General features: G+C 60.9%; 18 protein-coding genes. 15 read left to right on the top strand and 3 right to left on the bottom strand.

All coding sequences use genetic code 11. From position 1 onward, the window contains the following. Positions 1 to 44 precede the first annotated feature (44 nt). The 12 genes from DWW73_RS03725 (at position 45) to DWW73_RS03780 (ending at position 13,586) form a co-directional block, all read left to right on the top strand. On the top strand, positions 45 to 1,037 hold the full coding sequence (locus DWW73_RS03725; protein ID WP_117564961.1) for an SIS domain-containing protein: 993 nt from the start codon (positions 45 to 47) through the stop codon (positions 1,035 to 1,037). Between the two features lie 286 nt (positions 1,038 to 1,323). Then, complete coding sequence (locus DWW73_RS03730; RefSeq protein ID WP_117778793.1) at positions 1,324 to 2,406, top strand: DMT family transporter; 1,083 nt, start codon at positions 1,324 to 1,326, stop codon at positions 2,404 to 2,406. 204 nt (positions 2,407 to 2,610) lie between these two features. Next, the gene (locus DWW73_RS03735) at positions 2,611 to 3,534 is read left to right on the top strand and encodes a PTS mannose/fructose/sorbose transporter subunit IIAB (protein ID WP_117778794.1); all 924 of its coding nucleotides are present in this window, start codon (positions 2,611 to 2,613) and stop codon (positions 3,532 to 3,534) included. 36 nt (positions 3,535 to 3,570) lie between these two features. Continuing rightward, a complete protein-coding gene (locus tag DWW73_RS03740) occupies positions 3,571 to 4,365 on the top strand; it encodes a PTS sugar transporter subunit IIC (RefSeq protein ID WP_117629035.1) in 795 nt (264 codons plus the stop codon). A gap of 13 nt (positions 4,366 to 4,378) precedes the next feature. Then, positions 4,379 to 5,212 (top strand): PTS system mannose/fructose/sorbose family transporter subunit IID, encoded by an 834-nt coding sequence (locus tag DWW73_RS03745; RefSeq protein WP_055252122.1) that lies wholly within the window; start codon positions 4,379 to 4,381, stop codon positions 5,210 to 5,212. 190 nt (positions 5,213 to 5,402) lie between these two features. Continuing rightward, positions 5,403 to 6,386, top strand: a complete 984-nt coding sequence (locus tag DWW73_RS03750) for an SIS domain-containing protein (RefSeq protein ID WP_233509114.1) — start codon at positions 5,403 to 5,405, stop codon at positions 6,384 to 6,386. Between the two features lie 156 nt (positions 6,387 to 6,542). Continuing rightward, the gene (locus DWW73_RS03755) at positions 6,543 to 7,172 is read left to right on the top strand and encodes an HAD family phosphatase (RefSeq protein ID WP_158558606.1); all 630 of its coding nucleotides are present in this window, start codon (positions 6,543 to 6,545) and stop codon (positions 7,170 to 7,172) included. Positions 7,173 to 7,525: 353 nt separating this feature from the next. Further along, complete coding sequence (locus DWW73_RS03760) at positions 7,526 to 8,533, top strand: YitT family protein (protein WP_117778796.1); 1,008 nt, start codon at positions 7,526 to 7,528, stop codon at positions 8,531 to 8,533. Between the two features lie 104 nt (positions 8,534 to 8,637). Continuing rightward, entirely contained in the window at positions 8,638 to 9,357 is a 720-nt protein-coding gene (locus tag DWW73_RS03765) for a GntR family transcriptional regulator (protein WP_117758493.1), read from the top strand. Positions 9,358 to 9,726: 369 nt separating this feature from the next. Further along, entirely contained in the window at positions 9,727 to 11,706 is a 1,980-nt protein-coding gene (locus tag DWW73_RS03770; protein WP_117778797.1) for an ATP-dependent DNA helicase RecQ, read from the top strand. A gap of 2 nt (positions 11,707 to 11,708) precedes the next feature. Next, complete coding sequence (locus DWW73_RS03775) at positions 11,709 to 12,473, top strand: GntR family transcriptional regulator (protein WP_117778868.1); 765 nt, start codon at positions 11,709 to 11,711, stop codon at positions 12,471 to 12,473. Positions 12,474 to 12,617: 144 nt separating this feature from the next. Further along, complete coding sequence (locus tag DWW73_RS03780) at positions 12,618 to 13,586, top strand: SIS domain-containing protein (protein ID WP_117778798.1); 969 nt, start codon at positions 12,618 to 12,620, stop codon at positions 13,584 to 13,586. Positions 13,587 to 13,719: 133 nt separating this feature from the next. On the opposite strand, the gene DWW73_RS03785 is transcribed toward DWW73_RS03780, so the two are convergent. Beyond that, positions 13,720 to 14,697, bottom strand: coding sequence for an L-lactate dehydrogenase (locus DWW73_RS03785; protein ID WP_117778799.1), 978 nt, complete (start codon positions 14,695 to 14,697; stop codon positions 13,720 to 13,722). A 210-nt stretch (positions 14,698 to 14,907) separates the two neighbouring features. On the opposite strand from DWW73_RS03785, the gene metA reads away from it, so the two are divergent. Further along, entirely contained in the window at positions 14,908 to 15,834 is a 927-nt protein-coding gene (gene metA / locus DWW73_RS03790; protein WP_117655848.1) for a homoserine O-succinyltransferase, read from the top strand. A gap of 461 nt (positions 15,835 to 16,295) precedes the next feature. Then, positions 16,296 to 17,258, top strand: coding sequence for a hypothetical protein (locus tag DWW73_RS03795; protein ID WP_117778800.1), 963 nt, complete (start codon positions 16,296 to 16,298; stop codon positions 17,256 to 17,258). 218 nt (positions 17,259 to 17,476) lie between these two features. Here the strand turns inward: DWW73_RS03795 and DWW73_RS03800 are convergent, their stop codons facing one another. Continuing rightward, positions 17,477 to 18,073 (bottom strand): 5-formyltetrahydrofolate cyclo-ligase, encoded by a 597-nt coding sequence (locus DWW73_RS03800; protein WP_055250581.1) that lies wholly within the window; start codon positions 18,071 to 18,073, stop codon positions 17,477 to 17,479. A 123-nt stretch (positions 18,074 to 18,196) separates the two neighbouring features. Continuing rightward, positions 18,197 to 21,241 (bottom strand): insulinase family protein, encoded by a 3,045-nt coding sequence (locus tag DWW73_RS03805; RefSeq protein ID WP_117778801.1) that lies wholly within the window; start codon positions 21,239 to 21,241, stop codon positions 18,197 to 18,199. A gap of 544 nt (positions 21,242 to 21,785) precedes the next feature. On the opposite strand from DWW73_RS03805, the gene DWW73_RS03810 reads away from it, so the two are divergent. Next, entirely contained in the window at positions 21,786 to 23,252 is a 1,467-nt protein-coding gene (locus DWW73_RS03810; protein WP_117778802.1) for an ATP-binding protein, read from the top strand. The last annotated feature ends 34 nt before the right edge of the window (positions 23,253 to 23,286 follow it).

Raw genomic sequence — 23,286 nt, forward strand, 5'->3', positions numbered from 1 at the left:
GTATGCCATCGAGAGCATCAAACGAGAAGAAAGGCTGATGCACGATGACTACTCAGGAACAGGTTAAGGACGTCGTCTCCCAGGTTTTGGCTGACAAGGCAGACAAGGGCGGCATCAAGCGCGTCGTGTGGATTGGCGCCGGTGGATCCAACGGCGGCAACTATCCTGCCCAGTACTTTATGGAGCACGAGGCCACGCAGGTCGTGAGCTCCAGCTACACCAGCAACGAGTTCGTGCACGCCACGCCTGCCTACGTCAACGAGAACACCCTGGCCGTCGTCGTGTCCATGCGCGGCACCAAGGAGACCATCGTCGCCGCCCAGGTCGCCAAGAACCACGGCGCCAGCACCATCGCCATCTATGTTGACGAGTCCGGCCTCACCGAGGTCTGCGACTACAAGATCCAGTACGACAGCCTGGCCATCGACGAGTCCTGCATGGGCCGCACCAACTCCGCCGTCGTGACCATGATTGCTATGGAGCTTACGCAGCAGACCGAGGGCTATGCCGAGTACGAGGCCGCTATGGCCGCCTTCGACTTGGTCGACCCCATCTATCGCAAGGCTGTCGAGTACACCCGTCCGCTCGCTGCCAAGTGGGCCGAGCAGAACGCCGACAAGCCCTGCATCAACGTGATGGCTCAGGGCCCGCTCTTTGGTGCCGCCTACGTCTTTAGCATCTGCAACGTGCAGGAGATGCTGCAGATCGACTCCTGCACCATCAACACCTGCGACTTCTTCCACGGCCCCTTCGAGATCCTGGACAAGCGTACCTCGCTGTTCCAGCTCATCAGCGTTGGCCGCAGCCGCTGCAACGACGAGCGCGGCATCCGCTTCGTCAACCAGTACGGTGGCGAGCGCGTCTATCAGCTCGACGCCAAGGAGCTCGGCCTCAACGACATCAAGGACAGCGTGAGCGAATACTTCAACCACCTGATCTTCGCCCCGATCCTCAACAACGTCTACATGCGTGCGCTCTCCGCCGTCACCCACAAGGACTACATGACGCGCCGCTACATGTGGAAGCTGGACTACTAGGGGATAGAGCGGCCTAACAGCTCGATGTCCTCATAAGTTGCGGTGGAATAGTTCCTGTTTGGGGGCTTGAAGCCTCTGTTTGAGAACTATTTCACCGCAACTGTTAGAGCGGCACTTGGGGACGTTCCCTTTCTGCCGGCAGTTAGGGACGTTCCTTTTGTGCTGGCAGTTGGGGACACTCCTTGTGTCGAGAGATTTCCCGCTCACCGATTTGTGCCTTGAAAAATGTATATAACGACTATAACGTAGTGTGAAACATATTGGAAACAATACCGAGGAGGCTGCGTTGAAGAGGAGCAATCTGGGCTATGTGCTGGTGCTGATCGCCGCGCTTATGTGGGGCAGCATCGGAATCTTTGTAAACGGCATCTCGGCCATGGGCGTTTCGTCCCAGAGCATGGCTGCCTTTCGCTTGTTGGTCGGAGCGCTTATCTTGGCGCCGGTCCTGATGTTTATGGGCTGCCGTCCGGGTGAGGGGTCTACCGTGGTTCAGGGTCCGCTGACCCTGTTCAAGGCAAGCCCTAAAGAGCTTGTTTCCTGCGCGCTTGTCGGTATCGTCGGTTTGGCTGCCGCCAACACCTGCTATTACGAGTGCATGCGCGAGGTGGGCATGTCCACGGCATCGGTGCTGCTCTACACGTCGCCGGTGTTTGGCGTCGCGCTCGGCCGCGTCCTTTATCGCGAGGACGTGACCCTCAACAAGCTCGTTGCCATTGTCTTTAACATCGTTGGCTGTGTGCTTGCGGTGACCAATGGTGACCTTTCCGGTTTTCATTTTTCGGTTTGGGGCGTCACGTCGGGCGTGATTGCAGGCCTTTGTGGTGCGTCGCTCGCGGTGTTTAGCCGGATAGCAACCAAGACGGTCCACCCGCTGGCTGTCACGTTTTGGGGCTTTGTTTTTGGCGGTGCGGTTATGGCAGCTATCGCGGCTCCGTGGCCGGATGTCGCCGCGGCAATGTCGCCACAGCTGCTGCTGCTGTTCCTTGGCTTTGGACTCATCCCCACAGCCGTGGCTTACATCTTATATATGCAGGGTCTGTCCATGGGGCTCGAGACGTCGAAAGTTCCCGTCGTAATGTCATTCGAGACAGTCGTCACCGTACTGCTGGGCATTGGTGTCTACGCCGAGCCCGCCGGCGCGATCAAAGTTCTGGGCATCGTTTTGGTGCTCGCGTCCATCGTGATTATGAACACCGACTTTTCCAAGCTGCGCAACAGTGTGTTTGTCGGCCATGTCGTTGAGAGCATGACCTTTAAGCCCAACGCGTGGTGGACGGAGAAATCGCAGGACATGGATCTCTTCCGCGAGCGCACGGGCATTGCGCTGGAGCCCACCGTGCAGGAAAGCCCCTGGTACTTCGTGCGATAGGGGATTGGCGGTGTGTTTGAGCAGGTAGCGCCCGGCGTTTGATCGGGCGGCGCCTAGCCAGCGCCGACCTACCCAAGACCATCGTTTCGATTGCGTTAAACCCGCCAACGGTCGTTTTTCACCCGCGAACGGTTTATATACTAATTATCAATATAAGCAACGTATAAGACGTTATAATGACCATAACGAAAAGGAGGAGGCAAGATGAATCAGATCATTCTCGCATCTCATGGCGGCCTGGCCGCAGGCGCCAAAGACACGCTCGAGATGGTTCTCGGCGACGTGTCGAACGTCCACGTCGTGTCGCTTGCTCGTGACGACAAGGAGCCCATCACCAATAAGGTTGAGGCTATGATCGCCACGTTCAACGCGGACGACACCGTGTATGTGCTAACCGATATGCTCGGTAGCTCGGTCAACAACAACATGGTCGAGCTTTCCAAGAACGGCACGAAGTTCACGGTTGTCAGCGGTTTCAACATCCCGCTGGCGCTCACGCTTGCTATGAGCCCCGCCCCCGTCAAGGGCACCGAGCTCGCGGCCCTCGTCAACGAGGCCCGCACCGGTCTGACCAACCCCAACGCACCGGTCGAGGTCGCCGCGGCTCCCGCCAAGAAGGCCAAGGCGTCCCGTCACAGCTCCGGTCCCGCCAAGATCGTCCTCGCACGTCTTGACTACCGTCTGCTGCACGGCCAGGTCGTCTTTACCTGGACCACCAAGGTTCAGGCCGAGCGTATCATCGTCGTCGACAACGCTGCTGCCAACGATGACATCAAGAAGGGCGCTCTTAAGCTGGCCAAGCCCCAGGGCGTGCGCCTGAACGTCTTCACCGTCGAGCGTGCCCTCGCCAAGATGGACAAGCTCAACACCCTCGGCGAGCGCGTCATGTTCGTCTTTGGCAACACTGCCGAGATGCTGCAGTTCTGCCAGGGCTACAAGCTCGACGCCATCAACCTGGGCGCCACCGCCAACCACGACGGTGCCGATCAGGTCGGCGGCAAGGACAGCTCCGTCTTCCTCGACGCCAACCAGAAGGCCGACGTCAACCAGCTGCTCGACATGGGCATCAAGCTCTATGTCCAGCAGACCCCTACGTATCAGAGCGTCGACATCGACGCCAAGCTGTAATCAACCAGGCTTTTGCCTGACTGAAAGGAGAAGGGTATGAATACGTTCATCAGTGCGGTGCTCGTCGGCCTCGTCGGCGTGTTCTGCATGTGGGACTCCCGCCTGCTCGGTCGTCTTAACTTCGAGCAGCCCCTCGTTGGCGCTACGCTCGTCGGTCTGCTGCTGGGCGATGTGCCCACCGGCCTTGCCGTCGGTGCCGCCGTCGAGCTCGTGTCCATGGGCCTGGTGCAGGTCGGCGCCGCCGTTCCGCCCGATATGGTCCTGGGCGGCATCGTGGCCGCTGCCTTCGCGTGCCTGACCGATGCTTCCGCCGAGACCGCCATGACGATCGCCATCCCGGTCGCCGTCCTGGGTCAGCTCCTCGGCATCGTGTTCCGTTCCATCATCGCCGCCCTCACCCATGTGGCCGATAGCGCGATTGATAACGGCAAGTTCAAGACCGCCTACCGCATGCACATCTGCGCCGGCTCCGGTCTGTACGCCATCATGTACTTCCTGCCGATCTTCCTGGCCGTCTTTGTCGGTACCGACCTGGTCCAAGCCATCGTCAACATGGTTCCCGAGTGGCTGTCCGTTGGTCTGAACGTCTCGACCAAGATCATGACCGCCTACGGTCTGGCCCTGCTGCTCACCATGATGATCAAGAAGGGTATGACCCCGTTCCTGTTCATCGGTTTCCTGCTCGCCGCCTACCTCAACCTGTCCGTCATCGCGGTCGCTCTGATCGGTGTGTGCCTGGCTATCGTCTTCATGGGCTTCAAGTTCAACGGTTCCCATGCAGCCGCCGGTGTCGATTCCGACTACGATCCGCTCGAAGACGACGAAGACTAAGGAGGAACACACTATGGCAACCGCAACCAAGGACGTGTCCCTGAACAAGAAGGTCAGCCAGTTCTTCTGGCGCTCCTGGGCCATCCAGGCCTCTTGGAACTACGAGCGTCAGATGAACATGGGCTTCCTCTACGGCATGGTCCCCACGCTCGATCGCCTCTATCCGGACGAGTCCGACCCCAAGCAGCTCGCTGCTAAGAAAGAGGCTTACCACCGTCACATGGCGTTCTACAACTGCACCCCGCAGACGAGCGCTTTTGTCCTAGGCCTCGCCGCCTCCATGGAGGAGGAGTACGCCAAGGATCCCGAGAACTTCGATCCCGATTCGATTAACGCGGTCAAGACCTCCCTCATGGGCCCGCTTTCCGGCATCGGTGACTCCTTCTTCCAGGGCACCATCCGCGTTATCGCCTTTGGCCTGGGCGTTCAGCTGGCTCAGCAGGGCTCCATCATGGGCCCGATCCTGGCCATGCTCATCTCCATCGTGCCCTCCGTGCTGATCACGTGGTTCGCTGCCAAGATCGGCTACCAGGGCGGCCACGAGTACCTGAGCAAGCTCCAGGGTGGCGACCTCATGGAGAAGCTCATGTATGTCTGCGGCATCGTGGGTCTTATGTCCGTGGGCGGCATGATCGCTACGCTGATCGGCGCCACCACCCCGCTGCAGTTCGCTGAGGGCACCGTCGTGATCCAGGACATCCTGGACGGCATGATGCCCCAGATGATCTCGCTTGGCCTCACCGGCCTTATGTACTGGCTCATCAAGAAGAACGTCAACACCGGTTGGCTTCTCGTGATCGCCATCGTGGGCGGCATCGCCCTCTCCGCGGCCGGCATCCTGGCCTAGTCGCGACCCAGTGCTTCCCCCGGGGGCCTGCCTGGCATCCCATACCCCAGGCAGGCTTCCATCCCTGAACGTGTCAAAGGGACAGTCCCTTTGACACATCCTCAACGGGCCGGCGACTCGGTCCAAACCACGGTAACCCTGCGAGCGTCCGGCAATGTGGCGCCGCAAAAAATCGAAAGGAATGTGTCAGATGTACGAGATCGACCTTAACCTCCCTAAGCAGATCGTCGCTGACGTCCTGTCCAACCACGAGATCCACAGCGTCGCCTTCGTCGGCTGCGGCGCTTCCATGTCCGACCTTTACCCCGCCAAGTACTTCCTGGCCAACAACACGGACAAGCTGAACGTTCAGATCTTCACCGCTAACGAGTTCAACTACGACACGCCTTCCTGGGTCAACGAGCACACCTTCGTAATCACCTGCTCCCTCGGTGGATCCACGCCCGAGACCGTCGAGGCCAACAAGACCGCCAAGAAGCACAACTGCCCGGTCGTCTCCCTCACCAACAAGGCCGGCTCCGCTCTGACCGTCGACGCCGACCACGTCATCGTTCACGGCTTCCACGCCAACTACGCTGCCAAGTGCGAGAAGCCCGGCTACGCCATCGCTCTTGCTGTCGAGATCCTTCAGCAGACCGAGGGCTATGACCACTACGAGGACATGATCACCGGCCTCACCAACGTCTTCGATCTCTGCGAGAACGCCGCTCAGCACTGCAAGAAGCTCGCCAAGAAGTTCGCCGAGGACTTCAAGGACGACAAGATGATCTACTTCATGGCTTCCGGTGCCTCCGAGAAGATGGCCTATTCTCACGCCGCCTTCCTGTTCACCGAGATGCAGTGGATCGACGCCGCCGCCTACAACACCGGCGAGTACTTCCACGGCCCGTTCGAGGTTTCCACCGAGGGTAAGCCCTACGTCTTCTTCATGTCCGATGGCGCCACCCGTCCGATGGACGCCCGCGCCCTCACCTTCCTTGAGCGTATGGGCGCCAAGGTCGCTCTGATCGACTCCAAGGACTACGGCCTGGCTGACGCCGTGCCCGCGAGTGTCATCACCTACTTCAACCCGCTGCTGCACCTCGCCGTTATGCGCGAGTACGGCAACCAGATCGCCGAGGCCCGTCAGCACCCGCTGACCATGCGTCGCTACATGTGGAAGCTTTCCTACTAATCACAAGTAAGTAGACCTTACGGGTTGATTGAGAGGGGATGGGGTTTGCGCCCCGTCCCCTTTTTGCTTTGGGGGCGTGTCTGTCGCGTCGCAAAACACCAGATAAAACCTACCAAAATAAACCTGTCCCTTTTTGGCAGGTGGGAGGAGATGCGTATGATCAAGGCAGTGCTGTTTGATATGGACGGCGTGCTGGTCGATACCGAGTGGTTCTACAACCGTCGCCGCGTGGCGTTTATGGAGGAAAAGGGGTTCCACTTTGACGAGATCCCCGATCTTTCGGGGTCTAACGAGCCTGCCATCTGGAAGTCGCTGGTGCCCGACGATGTTGAGCTGCGCGAGCGCTTGCGCGTTGAGTACAAGCAGGTCTACAGCCCGGTTCACCCTGTTCCGTATGCCGAGCTGCTCAACGAGCAGACGGAGCCGGTGATGCGCGAGCTGCACGAGCGCGGCGTCAAGTGTGCCATCGCGAGCTCGTCCTATCGCGAGCTCATTGACGAGCTGGTGGAGATTGCCGGTATCACCGACGTGCTGGACTACACCATCAGCGGTCACGAGTGCAGTGCATTTAAGCCCGACCCCGAGATCTACCTGCGTGCCATGGAGGCGCTGGGTGTGGAGCCTACCGAGTGCCTGGTTATCGAGGACTCGCCTTTGGGCATCGAGGCCGGCAAGCGCTCCGGCGCGCGCGTCCTGGCACTGCGTCCGCACGAGGGCGTTAACCTGGACCAAACGGGAGCCGACGCCGTCATCGACAACCTCGCCGACATTCTGACCGCTTTGTAGCGTCAATTCGCCGCAAGAAGTGCGGATTCACACGTCTCTTGCGGTGGATTGGCTCATTTTGGCTTCGATTTAGATCCGTTTGGCTTCGACTCGGACTAAGTGAGTAGACTTTTTGGCACATGCCGAGCACAAAGCGTATCTGCCTTAGTAAAACCGCAGGTCGGAGAGGTGGCTGTTTTGAGTGCGCTTGGTAGATCGCGAAAAGTCTACTCACTTAGAATTTGGCTCTTTGGTTGGGGAGCTGCTGGCTCGTTTTGGTTGTCGAGAGAGGGTGAATTGAAGCGCCCTCTCGCGCTCCATGCTACAATCGCCGGCATGCCCCACAATTACATCTGCCTTCGAAAGGAGCCTACGTGGCGAACGCCATCGATCAGCTCACGGACCGCGTGCTCGTGCTCGGCCGCCTTACCATCGTCCGCCGCGCCATTACTGCCGTGGCGGTCACGATTTCCGCCGTTCTCCAGACATTCCTGATCCAGGCGTTCATTCAGCCTGCCGACCTGCTTCCGAGCGGTCTCACCGGCGTCGCGGTCCTGCTCGATCGCGTTACCTCGCTTGGTGGCGTTCACATCGACATCTCGCTCGGCATGCTCGCGCTCAACATCCCCGTGGCGCTCCTTTGCTGGAGCGGCATCAGCAAGCGCTTCGTCATCTTCTCGATGATGCAGGTCATGCTCTCGTCGCTGTTCCTCAACATCTTTCACTTCGCCCCGTTTTTGGGCGACAAGATCATGCTCATCATCTTTGGCGGCGTGGTCTCGGGCCTGGGCGCCGCCATCGCGCTTAAGTCCGGCGCATCCACCGGCGGCACCGACTTTATCGCGCTGTGGGTTTCCAACCATACAGGCAAGACCATCTGGGGCGTCATCTTTGGCTTTAACTGCGCTATCCTGGCGATCTTTGGCTTTATGTTTGGCTGGGACAATGCGGCGTATTCCATCGTGTTCCAGTTTATTTCGACCAAGACCATCGACAGTTTCTACCGACGCTACGACCGTGTGACGCTGCAGATCACGACACGCAAGGCAGACGAGGTCATGACAGCCTATGTTGACCATTTTCAGCATGGCATTAGCTGCGCCGAGGTCATTGGCGGATACAGCCGCGAAAAGATGTATCTGCTGCACGCCGTTGTCTCGACCTACGAGAGCCAGGACATTATCAAGCTGGTGTGCGATATTGATCCCGGCGCCGTGATCAATGTGTTCCACACGCTCAACTTCGTGGGCGGCTGGTGGGGCGGTCATGTCGACGAGCCCATGCCCACGGCCGTACCCGATCCCGACAAGCCCGCGCGCATGGCCAGCAGGCAGGCGCGCCTCAGCGAGCAGGACAGTCTGCAGCAGGACGACGGCAAGTAAGGATTTGCTGTATGTGGTGTATCGTTTTATCAAACTTAGATAGCATATAAAAAGACGTTATATACGTATTAGTTATTTCGCTATTTTGATAAGAGTGATCAGATATGCCCGCACCCAAAAATGCACCGCTTTACCAGCAGATTTACGACGAAATCAAGGATGCGATCGAGAAAGGTGTTTATGCACCCAAGGAGCGTATTCCGTCCGAACTTGAGCTTGCCGAACAGTACGAGGTGAGCCGCATTACGGTGCGCCGCGCCGTCGAGGAACTGTGTTCCGACGGCTATCTGGTTAAGCAGCAGGGCCGCGGCACCTTTGTCTCCACGCCGCACATCAACCGCCAGTTCCACGCTTCGACGCTGCAGACGTTCACCGAGCTTTGCGCCGATAACGGCATGAAGGCGGGCGCGCATGTGATCGATCGCCAGATTGTGCCGGCACGTCAAAACGAGATGGAGTTCTTTGGCCTGCAGAAGGACGCGTTGCTGCTGCACATCAAGCGCGTACGTACAGCCGACGGCGAGCCCATCTTTGAGGAGAACATCTTTGTGCCGTTTGACGCCTACCGTGAGCTGTTGACGGCCGATCTTGAGGACAAGTCGATTTTTGCCGAGGTCGAGCGTGTTAGCGGAACGCCGATTGTCTCGGTTGGCTACCGCACGGTCGAGGCCGTTCGCGCCAACGCCGAACAGGCCGCCGAGCTGGGCATTGCCCCGCACGACCCGCTGCTCAACCTGCGCGCCGGCTTTATCGGCCCCAATGGCGAGCCGGTCCTGATGGGTAAGCAGTACTACGTGGGATCGCGCTACGTCATGGTTATGTAAGTTACGCGGTTTTACCAAACCGCGTAACGGCTCGACGCTGCAAGCCCACCAGAGCGGCAATCTGCCTTTCAACTTCGGCGGCATGACCAGAAGGTCAATGCCGCCTTGTTTCAAGGCACCTTGCTCGCTCTGGCGGGCTTTCGCTGACATTGCCAAAACATCGACTACCCGCAGAACGAGCGTGGATAATCTCCCGTTTTTGGCTCCATATCGGGTCCAAAGTGGGAGATTATCCACGCTCGTTTGGCAAGTGTCCGAAAATCCACGCTCGTTCCCTTCGGATTGCATCGCCCGTGGCCGGCAGCCGTGCGGCACCGGTCCGCGTGGCGGCGTATAATCGGCGGCAGATGACTTGGACGTTAGGAAACCATGACCGATAGCATGCAGCAGACGGCGCTCGACACGCTCGGCGCCTATTTTGGCTACACCTCGTTTCGCCCGGGGCAGGACCGTATGGTCGATGCGATCCTTGCCGGCCGCGACGCGCTGGGCGTTATGCCCACGGGCGCCGGCAAGTCCATTTGCTACCAGGTGCCCGCGCTCATGCTGCCCGGTATCACCTTTGTGGTGAGCCCGCTGCTGTCGCTTATGGAGGACCAAACCCGTGCGTTGCTCGCGGCGGGTGCGCGGCCCAGCTATCTCAACTCCAGCCTTACTCCGGCCCAGCAAAATACCGTGCTCAAGCGGGCGCGCGAGGGCCGCTACCAGCTTATGTACGTGGCGCCCGAGCGCCTGCTCGAGCCGCGCTTTCTGGCCTTTGCGCAGGAAGCTGCGGCCGAAGGCGGCATCGGCGTTCCGCTCGTGGCCATTGACGAGGCCCACTGCGTGAGCCAATGGGGCCAGGATTTCCGCCCCGCCTATCTGCAGATTCGTGAGTTCATCGATTCCCTGCCGCAACGCCCTATCGTGGCGGCCTTTACCGCCACGGCGACCGAGCGCGTACGCGCGGACATTCAGCAGATGCTCGGCCTGCAAAACCCGGCGACGGTGGTGACGGGCTTCGATCGCAAGAACCTCTACTTTGGTTGCGAAGAGATGGGCGACAAGGCCAAGACCGCCTGGGTGCGCGACTACGTGATCGCGCATTCGAGCGAGAGCGGCATCGTGTATTGCTCGACCCGCAAGACGGTCGATGCGCTGGCAGGCGATCTTGCCGAAGCGCTGGGCCCCAGCGGCATTCGCGTTGGCCGCTACCATGCCGGCACGGGCAATGACGCCCGCCGCCAAAGCCAGCGCGCCTTTATCGACGACGACATCCAGGTGATGGTTGCCACCAACGCCTTTGGTATGGGCATCGACAAGCCCAACGTGCGCTACGTGATTCACAACAATGTGCCCGAGAGCATCGAGGCCTACTACCAGGAGGCGGGCCGCGCCGGCCGCGATGGCGACCCGGCCAGCTGCCACCTGCTGTGGAACGGCAACGATTTTCGCATGCGCCGCTTTTTGATCGACCGCGGAGATGCTGCCGACGAGGCACTTGACGACGAGCAACGCGCGTGGGCGCTCCAGAATCGATATCGTCTGCTCAGCCAGATGGAGGGCTACTGCAATACCACCGGCTGCCTGCGCGAATACATGTTGCGCTACTTTGGCGACGAGGCCGCGGCCGAGCATGCGGCAGCCGCCGCGGGCGGCACCGCCACGGACGAAGCCGAGGGCTGCGGCAACTGCAGCAACTGCCTCACGCAGTTCGAGGTCGAGGACGTCACCGATATGGCCCGCGCTGCCGTGCGCTATGTGGCCACGCGTCCCATGCGTTTTGGCAAGTCGCTCATCGCCGACGTGCTCCACGGCGGCAACACCGAGCGCATTCGCCAGATGCATCTGGACGAGGACCGCGGCTACGGTGAGCTGTCGAGCGAATCGGTCGGGCGCATCAAGGACATCATCGGCCAGCTGTGCGGCCGCGGTTATCTGGCCACCTCGCAGGGGCAGTACCCGGTCGTTGGGCTGGGCCCGCGTGCCGGCGAGGTCGAGGATGAGGCGTTCGCCTTTACCGTTAAGCGTCGCGCGTCCAAGCGCAAGGCCTCGGCCCGCGCCCGCCGCGCGGTGGATCTGCTGCGCGAGGAGGCTGAGCTGGATCAGCGCCCGCGCGTGGGCGACGATGCCGAGCTGTTCGAGCGCCTGCGTGCCTTGCGCAAGGAGATCTCGACCGAGCTGGAGATGGCGCCGTATATGGTCTTTTCCGACAAGGCTCTGCGCGGCCTGTGCCGCCTGCGCCCTCAAACGCGCGAGGAGCTGATCCGGGTCAACGGCATTGGCGAGAAAAAGGCCGACGCCTTTGGCGAGCAGTTTATGGCGGCGATTGAAGAATTTGAGTCCGAGCATGCGCGGGATGGAGCGTAATGATGGCAGCCGATAGCAAGACCGAACGTTCCGAGCGCGCCGAGGTGTCCGCCGTGCCGCTGTACCAGCAGGTTATGGACGACCTAAAGGGCGAGATCGCGCGCGGCGTGTACGCGGCCGCCTCGCGTATTCCTTCCGAGATGGAACTCGCGAAGTCCTACGGCGTGGGTCGCGTCACCGTGCGCCGCGCCATCGAGGAACTGTCGCGCGCGGGCTACCTCAACCGCCAACAGGGGAGGGGCACCTTTGTGTGCGCTCCCAAGCTCAAGCGCAAGATTGTCCAGAAAGGCGACGTCCAGAGCTTTTCCGAGGGTTGCGCCGCCAACGACATGGTGGCCGGAGCGCGCCTGGTGTCGCGCACGGTGGTTGCGGCGACGCACGAGGACGCGGCGTTTCTTGGCGTGGAACCCGGCTGCGAGCTCATTGTGGTCGAGCGCGTGCGCACGGCAGACGGCGTGCCCGTCATGCTCGAGAACAACGCCTTTGTGCTCGCCGACCATCCCTACCTGCAGACGCTTGCCGATAAGGACCTCGCCGACAACTCGATCTTCTCGCTCGTTGCCGAGCATTCGGGTCGCGCGCCGCTCAAGTCCGACCCCTGCACCGTGGAGATTGCGCTGGCGGATGCCCACGCGGCCCCGCTGCTGGAGGTGCCGGTCGGCGAGCCGCTCTTCTATATGGAGGCCTACTTTACCGACGCCGGCGGACGCCCTCTACTGCTCGGACGTCAAAAGATCGTGGGCTCGCGCTACGTGTTCGACATTTAACGTCCACAGATAGAACAACATAGAACAAATTTGCCGGGATGACTTCACGGGCGTTATTACACGTGTTATAAATAGGACAACATAGAACGACCGCAGGTACGAGCTGCCGTCGCTCAAAGCCGCCACACAAGGAGGAGCGTCACCGTGAACGCACACGATCTGATTCAGGAAATTATCGAGCGCAAGGGTAAGATCGAGAACGTCTTTTGGATCGCCTGCGGCGGTTCGATGATCGACCTGATGCCGGCTAACGAGCTGCTCAAGCGCGAGGCCACCACGTTTGCCTCGACGGTCTACACGGCACGCGAGTTTTGCCTGATGGCGCCCAAGAGCCTGGGGCCGAAGTCGCTCGTCGTCGCCTGCAGCCACAGCGGCAATACGCAGGAGGTCGTCGATGCCTGCGAGATGGCGCTGGCTGCCGGCGCCGAGGTCGTGACCATGACCGACTACGCGGGCTCCAAGATCGACAACGGCAAGTGGACCACCTGGGTCTATCCGTGGGGCAAGGGCGAGTCGCAGGCCGAGGTCCCGCAGGGCATCGGCGTGCTGATGGCTGCCGAGCTGCTCGACCAGCAGGAGGGCTACGAGGCGCTCGCCGACATGTACACCGGCCTTAAGCAGATGGACGCGCTGCTGCCCGCCGCCCGCGAGAAGGTTAACGCCGAGCTGGGCGATCGCTTTGCCGAGCTCTGCCAGCAGCACAAGTTCTTCTATATCCTGGGCTCCGGCCCCAACTTTAGCCAGACCTATGCCATGGCGATCTGCTCGCTCATGGAGATGCAGTGGCAGCACTGCTGCTACATCCACTCTGGCGAGTACTTCCACGGCCCGTTCGAGGCTACCGAGCCCGGCGTGTTCTACTTTGTGCAGCTCGGCTCGGGCGAGTGCCGCCCCATGGAGGAGCGCGCACTTGCGTTCCTCAACACGCACACCGATATGGTTATGGTTCTCGACGCGCTCGAGTACGGCGTGGGCGAGGTGCCCGCCAGCGTTCGTTCGTTCTTGGAGCCGATCTTCTTCTATGCGATGAGCTGCGAGCTGCGCGCCGCCCGCGGCAAGGTGTTCGACCACAGTCCCGAGATTCGTCGCTACATGGGCATCGAGCAGTACTAAGTAACGGGAAAACCATTCACCTTCGATTCGCAAGGGCGCAGCGCGAGTCAAAAAAGCGGGCCGCGCCGGGGATTTCCGGCGCGGCCCGCTTGGTATTGCGCTTAGATTCGCGAGGTGTCGCGGCAACCGACGCTTACTTGGCGTCGTAGGCCTCGGCATCCCACCAGTCGAGCTGGGCGATGTTGTCACGGATGTGCTGGCAGCTCTTGTGGAAGCCCTCGAGCTCGTACTCGGACAGGTCGAGCGTGTAGACCTCCTCGACGCCCTCGGCGCCGATCACGCACGGCAGGGACGTGAAGATGCCCTCCTCGCCATACTGGCCGGTCATGAGCGTGGAGGCGGAAAGCACGGCGTGCTCGTGGTGCAGAACGGCAGCGCAGACGCGCGCGGCGGAGTTGGCGACGGCGTACTCGGTGCACTGTTTGCCCTGGTAGGTTACGTAGCCGCCCTTGCGCGCGAGCTCCTCGACCTCCATGTGGTCAAAGGCGTACTTGTCGGGATTCTCGGCCTGAAGCTCGTTGAGGCTCTTGCCGGCGATGGTCGCGGCCTTAAAGGCGGCCAGTTGGCTAAAGCCATGCTCGCCAATCATGTAGGCGTCGATGGACTTGGGGCTCACGCCGACCTTCTTGGAGATCTCGGTGCGCAGGCGGGCGGAGTCCAGGCCGCAGCCCGAGCCGATGATCTTCTTGGGATCGTAGCCGGTCAGGTGCCACAGCTCGGTGCACACGACGTCGCAGGGGTTGGAGATGCTCACGAAGATGCCGTCGAAGCCGGCGTCGACGATGCGCTTGGCAAAGGTGCGGGCGGCGTCGGTGGTAAAGAACAGCTCGCCGTCGCGGTTGCTGGCGGCCAGCGCGACCTTGCCGGCGGCGTTGACGATGACGTCGCAGCAGGCCAGCTCCTCGTAGTGGTCGTAGCAGTTGACGATCTTGGTGTTGTACGGGACAAACGAAAGGGAGTCGCGCAGGTCCTGGACCTCGGACGTCACCTTGGCCTCGTTGATATCGCATAGGTACAGCTCATCGGCAATGCCCTGCATGAGCAGGCTGTTGGCGACATGTGCTCCTACGTGGCCCTGGCCGACCACCCCGATCTTACGCGTCTGGTACATATATGTATCCTTTCGGCCGAGTTTTTCGCGTCGAACCATTGTAGCGTCCTGTTGCCACTTTGCTAGGCTAAAGCGCCACAGATTTTGGGACATGCCGTAATCTCTACTTTTGGAGTGATTTGGGCCGCTGACGGCATCGCTGGGCGATGTGCTCGCGCGGATGGGGCCGGTCGTTGTACCATAGCTGCAACTGACTCGTAAGGAGCATCCATGCCCATTCGCATCCCCGACGCCCTCCCTGCCGCCGCGCAGCTCGAGAGCGAGAACATCTTTGTCATGACCGAGTACCGCGCGCTGCACCAGGACATCCGTCCGCTGCGCGTGCTCATCCTCAACCTCATGCCCACCAAGATCGCCACCGAGACGCAGATCATGCGCAAGCTCTCCAACACGCCGCTGCAGGTGGAGGTGGACCTGCTGCGCACCAAAACGCACGAGGCCACGCACGTGAGCGCCGGCCACCTGGAGACGTTCTACCGCACGTTCGACGACATCCGCGACATCCACTACGACGGCCTGATTATCACGGGCGCGCCCGTGGAGCAGATGCCGTTCGAGGAGGTCGACTACTGGCCCGAGCTCTGCCAGATCATGGATTGGTCCACCACGCACGTGCACTCTACGCTGCACATTTGTTGGGGCGCGCAGGCGGGGCTCTACCATCATTACGGTATCCAGAAGTACGATCTGCCGGCAAAGGCGAGCGGCGTGTTCGAGCATTATCTGGTGAAGCCGCAAAGCCCGCTGGTCCGCGGCTTTGACGACCGTTTCTATGCCGTGCATTCGCGCAACACCGATGTGCGCCGCGAGGACGTGGAGGCCGAGCCGCAGCTTGAGGTCGTGGCCGTGTCCGACGAGGTGGGCCTGTACATCGTCAAGTCGACCGACAGCCGTCGCTTCTTTGTCTTTGGCCATCCCGAGTACGATACCGACACGCTGCGTCTGGAGTACGAGCGCGACGTGAAGCGCGGGCTCAACCCTCAGGTGCCGGCGCATTACTTCCCGGGCGACGATCCCGCTGCCGAGCCGCGCAACGTCTGGCGCAGCCAGGCTCAGCTGCTCTACACCAACTGGCTCAACTACTACGTCTACCAGACCACACCCTACGACCTGGCCCGCGCCGGCGAGGAGCACTAGGCCGCTGTCGTGGCTGTGGCTGCGGCGGTTACCGTGGCCGCTACGCGACGAGCGTGGATAATCGGACACACGGGCGTGGATAATCGGACGCATGTTGAATGAGCGTGGATAATCTCCCGTTTTTAGCTCGTAAGGGGGCCCAAAGCGGGAGATTTTCCACGCTCGATTTTTCTGCAGCTGTTGTACCGGCGGCAGCATCATGCGTCGAGTACATACGGGCCGCATCGCAAACTAGGTAGTTTTGATCCACGGCATATTTTCTTTCAATGAAGTCGGTGGCTTTTGAGGCTCAAAATGTGGAGACAGGGACCTCTCGACAACCGTTCTACCTGCAGATATAAGCCATTAACCTAAAGCGTTCAAAACCGTCAAGCATTTGGTCAGCTTTTGGTTGGCATTTGGTCAGACTTCGCATGAAACCGCCTGGTACGTTGGCGCCGTTCCAAGAGTTGGGAGGCGACATGGCAAACATGACGGCGAATCAAAGACTCACAAGCCACATTAAAGCTTGCGAGCAGCAGATGAGCTGCGTGTACGCGCGCACGACGGCGGAGGCAAAGCAGATTGAGCGGCGGGTGGTGGCGGGAAGTCTCGAGGTGGTCATGCCGGGGTTGTATGCGCGTCCGGAATACTGGTCCGAGCTCAAGTTTCGGCAACGTTATCTGCATCGGGTGCGGGCGCTTGCGCAAAAGCACCCCGACTGGACGTTTTGCTCCTATACGGCGGCTGTTATCTATGGTCTTTCGGTTTCGCATGCCAATTTGACGCACATCCATATCGCCGCGATGCCGGCGCAATCGACGACGCCGGGCTCTCAGGTCATTCGCCATCGTTATGCTTATCGAACGCGGGCCAGTCAAATGGATATTGCCATGACCGATATCGATCAAACGATTACGGATTGCCTGGTCGACGCGTCGTTTGTCGAGGGGCTGATCATTGCGGACTCGGCGCTCCATGAGCAGCTTTTGTCGAAGGAGCACCTTGTTGAGGCAGTCAACAAGCTTGGTTTGAATCGTCGCGGTGTTGTGACGGCGCGCAGGGTTGCGCGGTGTGCCGACGGCTTGTCGGAAAGCGGCGGCGAGTCCAAGGCGCGTGCGCTGATGATCGAGCGCGGCTGGCAGGTTCCGGAGCTGCAAGTTGAGCTGTTCGACCCGGTTGAGCCGGGAAAGCCGTATCGCGTTGACTATCTGTGGCGCGTGGGTGACCGGTTGATTATTGGGGAGTTCGACGGATTCGTTAAAAGCGAGAAGGCGGCGGAGGAGGGCAAGCTCGCAAAGGCGCAATTTGACGAGCGCCAGCGCGAGTCGAGGCTTTCGATGCTCGATAACTGTAAGATTGTGCGCTTGTGCTGGGATGATCTAAGGGACCCGACAAAGCTCGATCGCAAGCTCAAGGTTGCCGGCGTGCCGCGTGCCTGCTGAGACGGTTACAGGACGTTAGGCTGCACGAGCGTGGATAATCGGACACACGAGCGCGGAAATCTGGACGCGTATTGGTTGAGCGTGGATTTTCAGACATACGAGCGTGGATTATCGGACGTTTGAATAATGAGCGTGGATAATCTCCCGTTTTTTGCCCCCGAACAGTCCCAAAGTGGGAGATTTTCCACGCTTATCTTGCGGGTGCGATACAACGACATTTAGGCGCTGACGATGTTGGGCAGCGGCAGGTCGTGGACGTCGGTGGGGACGTGGTCGATGCGCTGTTCGTCAAAGGCGATGCCGACGATTTGACATGCGGGCGAGAGCATGGACAGGTAACGGTCGTAGCAGCCGCCGCCGTAGCCCAGGCGCGCGCCGGTTTGGTCGAAGGCCACGAGCGGCACAACAATCATGTCGAGTGCTTCGGCAGGCACGATGGGGAAGCGGTTGCTGCCGATGTCCGCGGCAGCGAAGGCTCGCGTGGGATGAGTGATAAACGGAGCCGCGGACGCATCGTCGGCGGCAACTGCCCGCATGCACATACGCTGGCCACAAGCTGCGGCTTCGGCTGCCGAGAGCATGCACGGATAGGCTGCGCGCCAGCCGCGCGCGGCGGCCGCAGCGGCAAACGCGGCAGGGTCTGCCTCGGAACCCATCGCGGCATAGACGGCAACGGTGCGCGGCGCCGCGGCATCCAAGCGGCCCAGCAGCTCAACCAGCCGTGCACAGATATCAGCAGACTTCGCTGCCCGCAAGTCCAAATCAAGAGCATCGCGCCGAGCAATCACCGCCCGCCGCAACTCAGCCTTATCCATTCCAGCCCCCTCTCCCAAACCTACCAAAAAGGGACAGGTTTATTTTGGCAGGTTTTATCTGGGCAAATGTCGAAACCACCACAAAGGTGCCTGTCCCCTTTGTGGTGGTTTTGCTTGCTGTGGCTAGCTCAGCAGGTCGATGACGTTAAAGCCGGCGTTGCTCTTTGCGATGACGTCGCGGCCGCCAAAGACGCAGGTGGGCGACTCGGCTGCGATGCGCGTCACGTCGGTGCCGAGCGAGCGCAGCTCACCGGGCGTGGCGGCGAGCATCTGGGCGCGACGCTCCTCGCGCGCATGCGGATCGAGCCCGGCCAGGTAGGTCGTGTTGCGGCGCTTGGTGAGCGCGTACGGCTTCACCGGCGCGTCCATGCCGCTCACGCAGCTCACGATAAAGCCCTCAAAGGCGGCTTCGTCGGGCTCAAAGCTGCCGAGCCATTCGCCTGCGCGCGCCACGCGCTCAATCGAAGGATCGATCGCCGGGTCGCGGTAGGTGTAGAACGCCGCCTGACGCTCACCTGCCGCGCGGAATCCGCAGCCGTACGCCCCGCCCTTCACGCGGATCTCGTTCCACAGGTAGTCGTAGGAGAGCGCGTTGGCGGCAACCGCCCAGGCGCCCGTTACGTCGATGGCCAGACGGCGCGGATCGCACGCGCGTGCCGCAAAGCAGATGTCGCTGGGGATGACAAAGGCCTCGTGGCGGTCGCGCGGCGTCGGCACCACGAGCACGTCGTTGCCGGCAACGCCCGCCGCACCCGCACCCAGCCCCAGGCTGCCCGCGGCATCCCAGTACGCGTCAAAGTCCTCATCGCTGCCGGTAAAGCTCGCCATGCAGCCATCGGCCACAAAGATGCGGCCTGCCAGCTCGGCAAGCTTGGCGCGCAGGTCGTCCAGGCGCTCGTCAAAGTGGTCGAGCAGATCGCGCAGGAACAGGTAGAAGTCCACGCCCGAAAGCTGCTCGCGCACCACGGCCGAAGGCGAGCTGTAGCTCATCGCGCGACCGAGCGCCGCCGAGTGACCGTTGTTGATAAAGCCCTGCTCAAGCCCAATGCGAATCTGCGTGAGCACGTCGCGCACGCGGTCGGCGTCGGCATCTGCCAAAAGCGTGCTCGACCACACCTCGCGCGGCAGGCTCGCCAGCGCACCGATCTTCTCGGACAGGGCACCGGCGCTCACCAGCAGGTAGGGGTGCGCGCCGTTTACGTCGGGCTGGGTCATGACCTCGGTCGTAAAGCTCAAAAAGCCTAGCTTGCCGGCGAGCAAGTTGTCGAGTTCCTCGGCCGAGTGCTCGCTCGTGGGCAGCTGCTTGAGCAGGCGGCAGAGCAGCGTTACATAGGGCAGGTCCTCAAACGCGACGCAGCTCAGGTCGAAATACTGCATGGCGTAGGCCAAACGGTTGGTAGGGATGCCGTGGCGCAGGCAGGGGATGGGCGCGGTCGTGTCTACGACCAGCGGCGGCTCGGGGCGCGCCTCGCCAATGTCGGACACGCGCAGGCGCGGCAGCGTGGCCTTGGCCTCGGGCGTGTCCTCCGCCTCCTGCGCGGCACGCAGCGCGGCCGTGCGCTCGACCACGTCGGCCAGCTCGGCATCGGTCATGGCGTCGCGTTTGGCTGCCAGCTCGGCGGCTCCGGCGCCCTCCGAACCCTCGGCGGCATCCACCGGTACCAGCTCGACCAGCGCCATGTGGTCGTTTTCCAGCACGAGCTCGCGCAGCAGGTCCTCAAAATAGCTGCCGTCCAGCTCGCCGCGCAGTTCCTCGTACACCGGACCGTACTTGAGCGCCAGCGTTGCAGCATCGTCATCGTAGAGCCAGGTGCTCAGCGCGTCGCACGCAATGGCCACGCCGTCAGCGATACCGTAGTCGCGCTGGCGCAGGTCGTATTCGTTGCTACTGATGATAGCTTCCAGGCGCTCGCGCGGAACGCCGTGCTCGCACAGGTCGCGGCAGGCGTCCTGGAACACGCGACGCAGCTCGCGCGCCACGCCGGGCTGCGCGTTTTGCAGCATGATGAGCTCGTAGGGCTGCAGGCTCTCGGCCGCGGTATAGCTCACCACGTTGCCGCCCAGGCCGGCGGCCAGAATGGCCTTCTTAACTGGCGCCTCGTTAGAACCCAGCAGTGCCTCGAACAGGATATCCGCCGCGATCGTACGCTTGCGGTCGAGCGCGCTGCCCAGCACAAGGCCCAGGCCCACCAAGGCGTTCTCGGGCGTGGTGGACATCTCGATGCGTTTGTACTCGCAGGTCACGGGCGCCTGCACGCCCAGCGGATTGGGCGCCAGCGCGGACGGGTCCTCGCCGGCGGCAACGGCTGCGTCCATGCGGCGGCTTGCGGCACTCGGCTGCGACAGATAGCGCTCGTCCAAAAAGGCCAGTGCGCGGTCCACGTCCAGGTCGCCGTAGAGCGTGATGTAGGAGTTGGAAGGATTGTAGTGGCGCGCATGCGTGTCCAGGAACTGCTCGTAGGTGAGCGCGGGAATCGCGCGCGGGTCGCCGCCGCTTTCGTGCGCATAGGCGGTGTCGGGATAGAGCGCGGCGTTGACGGCGTCGTCCAGCACGCTCATGGGGTCGGACAGCGCGCCCTTCATCTCGTTGAACACCACGCCGTTATAGCGCAGCGTGCCCTCGCGCAGGCTCGCGGAGCTGCTGTCGCCTTCGCCCTCGGCGCTCTCCGGCAGGTCCAGCTCGTAGTGCCAGCCCTCCTGCTCAAAAATGGTGGGCTTGGTATAGATGGCCGGGTTGAACACCGCGTCCAGGTACACGTCCATCAGGTTGTACAGGTCCTGCTCGTTGGTGGTGGCAACGGGGTAGATGGTCTTGTCGGGGTAGGTCATGGCGTTGAGAAACGTCTGCATGGAGCTCTTGATCAGGTCGACAAACGGCTCCTTGACGGGAAACTTGGCCGACCCGCACAGTACCGAGTGCTCAAGAATATGGAACACGCCGGTGGAATCGGCCGGCGGCGTCTTAAAGCCAATGGCAAAGGCCTTGTTCTCGTCATCGCATGCCAGGTACAGCAGGCGAGCGCCCGAGGCGGTGTGGCGCAGCACATAGGCGTCCGAGTCGAGCTCGGGCACGGTCTCGCAGCGCTCGACGGCAAAGCCGTGGCAGGTAGTGCCGGGCACTAGCAGCGCGGCGGCAGCGGCGCGCGGGTCGGTTGAGGTGGTGGGCATATGCAGTCTCCTTTGACGCCCCAGCGGGGGCGAATCGAGTCGAATCCCCGAGAGTATACCCATATGGGGCCTTCGACCAATCTGCCGCACGAGCGTGGATTTTCGGACACACGAGCGTGGATTTCCGGACGCATGCCGAATGAGCGTGGATTTTCGGACGAAATCGGCCGCCAAAAGCCCAAAAACCGTCCAAATATCCACTCTCGATATCCGACCGTTCATAATCCACGCTCATCCGCCGCCCGCACAACTCTCATATCTCATTCGTCTCTAATACGAGAGATAACAGATAGATGAGAGATAAATATGAGAGATAACAATGCTGCAAAGAGACGGGCAACCATGGTATTGTCTCAATATAGATTGTTTTACCAGCAACAACATGTTTAAATGAAACAGATGACAGACATCTTATCTTTCATCTCTCACTCATCTCTAATATGAGAGATAACAGAAAGATGAGAGATAATTACGAGAGATAACTGAGAGACGAGGGAAATCTATCCGCGGCATTCTTCGCAGAACCGAGCGAAAGGACGTGCAGATGAACGAAAACGAACTAACCGGTCTGCTCGAGTCTTTAAGGCGCATGGGCTCGGACGATCTTAACGTCGAGGTCAAGGAGAGCGCCACGACACTTTCCCGCGACGTATGGGAAACGGTCAGCGCTTTCGCAAACACCGCCGGCGGCATCATCGTACTCGGAGTGAGCGAGCACGCGGGTTTTGTCCCAGTTACAAACTTTGAGACCGAGAAAGTGCTCAACCAATTCGTGGCGGGCATGGGCGATGCCGGCGGTCGTGGAAAGCTGGCCAATCCGCCCAAATACACCATTGAGCGCGTGGAGCTCCAGGGCACCGTGGTTCTGGTCATCACGATTGAGGAGCTCGACCCGTCGAGCAAGCCTTGCTATGTCATAGAGCGGGGCGCTCAAGGTGGCAGCTACAAACGCATCGATGACAAAGATGTCCCGCTTTCGTCGACCGAGGTTTTGGCACTGTCGTCATATGAACGGACGAGTCCTAGCGATCGCGATGCGGTGCCCGGTACGAGTGTGGGCGATCTCGACGAGTCGATGGTCGACCGCACGATAGAGCGTGCCTATTCGCTGACGCCTCGAGCGATGCGCGGTGCGGCGGACAAGAAGACAAAGATGGAGCGTCTGAATTTCCTCGACTTCCAGGGCAATGTTACCAAGGCCGGCCTCCTTGCCGCGGGCGTTTACCCTCAGCAGTTCTATCCCAAGCTCTTCATTGATGTGGCTGTCCACGTGGGAACTCAAAAGGGAGCTGCGGGGCCACTAAGGTTTATGGACCGCACAGTCTGCGAGGGCACCCTAGGCGAGATGATTTCGGATGCCGTCGCAGCTGTCGCCAAAAACCTGCGCCGCATCTCGACCGTCCAAGGCGTCTCGCGTATCGACTCGCTGGAGATTCCCGAGGAGGTTCTGCGCGAGGCAATCGCCAACGCCGTAATCCATCGAGAATACGGGGATCGGTTCTGTGGACAATCGATTGCCGTCGACGTCTTTGACGATCGTGTCGAGGTGACGAATCCTGGCGGCCTTTACGGGGGAAAGACTCGCGAGAACTTGTTTGACGGCAGCTCCCGATGCCGTAACGCGACGCTCGTGAAACTCATGTCGATTGTCCCGCTGCCGGATGGCGCAGGTTCGCCGGCTGAGGGCAATGGCTCGGGCATCCCGATGATGATCGATGCCATGCGCGCGCATGGTCTGGCCGAGCCCCTGTTCTGCCCGGGGTTCGATCGGTTCAAGGTCGTACTTTACCGTCCAAAGATCGAGCCGGTCGATCATGGCGGGGACTTGATTATGACGGCACTCAAGCGCTACGGCGAATTGGGGACGCGCGAACTGGCGGAGCGCACGGGACTCACGGTTTCCCAGGTTAGGGCACGCGTCAATGCGCTCATTGAGCAGGGTGAGCTTGAGCCGACGGCGCCGTCGACAAGCCGCAACCGCAAATATAGACTGTCAGAGCGCGTGGAATAAATGCGTTAGTGGACGAGGCGACCCAATAATCGAC

The organism is Collinsella sp. AF16-8 (assembly GCF_003462695.1).
Classification (GTDB): domain Bacteria; phylum Actinomycetota; class Coriobacteriia; order Coriobacteriales; family Coriobacteriaceae; genus Collinsella.

What these genes read in the sequence shown, in the direction of transcription:
- DWW73_RS03725 (WP_117564961.1), top strand. Translation starts at nt 45, where the DNA reads ATGACTACTCAGGAACAGGTTAAGGACGTCGTCTCCCAGGTTTTGGCT.
- DWW73_RS03735 (WP_117778794.1), top strand. Translation starts at nt 2,611, where the DNA reads ATGAATCAGATCATTCTCGCATCTCATGGCGGCCTGGCCGCAGGCGCC.
- DWW73_RS03740 (WP_117629035.1), top strand. Translation starts at nt 3,571, where the DNA reads ATGAATACGTTCATCAGTGCGGTGCTCGTCGGCCTCGTCGGCGTGTTC.
- DWW73_RS03745 (WP_055252122.1), top strand. Translation starts at nt 4,379, where the DNA reads ATGGCAACCGCAACCAAGGACGTGTCCCTGAACAAGAAGGTCAGCCAG.
- DWW73_RS03750 (WP_233509114.1), top strand. Translation starts at nt 5,403, where the DNA reads ATGTACGAGATCGACCTTAACCTCCCTAAGCAGATCGTCGCTGACGTC.
- DWW73_RS03755 (WP_158558606.1), top strand. Translation starts at nt 6,543, where the DNA reads ATGATCAAGGCAGTGCTGTTTGATATGGACGGCGTGCTGGTCGATACC.
- DWW73_RS03765 (WP_117758493.1), top strand. Translation starts at nt 8,638, where the DNA reads ATGCCCGCACCCAAAAATGCACCGCTTTACCAGCAGATTTACGACGAA.
- DWW73_RS03770 (WP_117778797.1), top strand. Translation starts at nt 9,727, where the DNA reads ATGACCGATAGCATGCAGCAGACGGCGCTCGACACGCTCGGCGCCTAT.
- DWW73_RS03775 (WP_117778868.1), top strand. Translation starts at nt 11,709, where the DNA reads ATGGCAGCCGATAGCAAGACCGAACGTTCCGAGCGCGCCGAGGTGTCC.
- DWW73_RS03785 (WP_117778799.1), bottom strand. Translation starts at nt 14,697, where the DNA reads ATGTACCAGACGCGTAAGATCGGGGTGGTCGGCCAGGGCCACGTAGGA.
- metA (WP_117655848.1), top strand. Translation starts at nt 14,908, where the DNA reads ATGCCCATTCGCATCCCCGACGCCCTCCCTGCCGCCGCGCAGCTCGAG.
- DWW73_RS03795 (WP_117778800.1), top strand. Translation starts at nt 16,296, where the DNA reads ATGGCAAACATGACGGCGAATCAAAGACTCACAAGCCACATTAAAGCT.
- DWW73_RS03800 (WP_055250581.1), bottom strand. Translation starts at nt 18,073, where the DNA reads ATGGATAAGGCTGAGTTGCGGCGGGCGGTGATTGCTCGGCGCGATGCT.
- DWW73_RS03805 (WP_117778801.1), bottom strand. Translation starts at nt 21,241, where the DNA reads ATGCCCACCACCTCAACCGACCCGCGCGCCGCTGCCGCCGCGCTGCTA.
- DWW73_RS03810 (WP_117778802.1), top strand. Translation starts at nt 21,786, where the DNA reads ATGAACGAAAACGAACTAACCGGTCTGCTCGAGTCTTTAAGGCGCATG.